General features: G+C 44.6%; 2 protein-coding genes and 1 pseudogene. All 3 read right to left on the reverse strand.

Annotated elements, in window-relative coordinates:
* Positions 1-79 precede the first annotated feature (79 nt).
* A complete protein-coding gene (locus PVK71_RS20270) occupies positions 80-259 on the reverse strand; it encodes a DUF2635 domain-containing protein (protein ID WP_274421123.1) in 180 nt (59 codons plus the stop codon).
* Positions 260-796 carry a phage virion morphogenesis protein gene (locus PVK71_RS20275; RefSeq protein WP_274421122.1) on the reverse strand — a complete coding sequence of 179 codons (537 nt, stop codon included), beginning with the start codon at positions 794-796 and terminating at the stop codon, positions 260-262.
* Positions 778-967: pseudogene (locus tag PVK71_RS20280) on the reverse strand (phage tail protein); the annotation flags it as partial. The pseudogene PVK71_RS20280 and the gene PVK71_RS20275, both read right to left, overlap by 19 nt.

Consider the following 967-nt stretch of genomic DNA (forward strand, 5'->3'; position numbering starts at 1 on the left):
CTGTTGGCGAGACGGTTATCAATTTCGATGTATACGCCAGGAACTCGAGCATTGCCTGGTACTTCGTTAAAGCTAATACTCACGATGTCGCTCCTTCTTTTTGCTTGCTATCGACTTCAACAACAGAGGCGTCTAATACTCGACGCACCCAATAAGCATTACGAGGTTTCATTTCGCCTTCGGCTTTTAGTGGCTCTCGCGTTACTGGATCGCGCACCAACAAGCCCTTAGTGGCAGGTTTGATTTTTATCTCACGCATTTACGGCTCCATATTCATTATTAATTCATCACGCATCATGGCCATCAATTCTCGCTCCAGAAAGGGGGTCCAACCGATAAAGGTTCGCTTTGGCATTCGATAGTTTGCTTTGGTTTTCACACCGCCTTCCCATTGATTGGTTCTTGAGTTGTAAAAGCCGTTCATTCGGGTGGTGAACGACATCGTTTGACCTTCGTTGTGCTCTCGTCCAATCTTTGCTGGAATGCCCGTTAACCCGACTTCAAACGAATCATTATCCACATGCGTTTTTAGGGCACGACTCAGTCCCATCAACATGTTTTTATTCTTTTTTGTTGAGAGAATGACGTTATGGTTTAACGCTTTCCGTGTTCGTCGAGTTCGCTCTTGATAAGGTGTATTATCAACGTCTCGCTGTTGACGAATTTGGGCGCGAAAAAATTGCCTTGTGCGATTGGCCAGTTTTCGGTTTAACTCGAATTTCTTCTCTGGGTTTAGCGCTAAACTCTCAAGCATCGCGGTTAATTGCTCAGGGTTACTCAATTGCATTGTGTGCATTCAGGTAAATCCTCTGCAGAGCCCATAAACTCAAGAAGTGGAAGTTCATCCTCAATCAAGGCGATAGCAAAATCACTGACGCAATCAAGACGAGTATCGCCTTGCTTCCACACACCAGTAGCGCTTTCTTCTAGCGAATAGGCTTCTTTAATCTCTATTTTCAATTTAAGA

Source organism: Aliivibrio sp. S4MY1, from assembly GCF_028765545.1.
Lineage (GTDB): Bacteria > Pseudomonadota > Gammaproteobacteria > Enterobacterales > Vibrionaceae > Aliivibrio.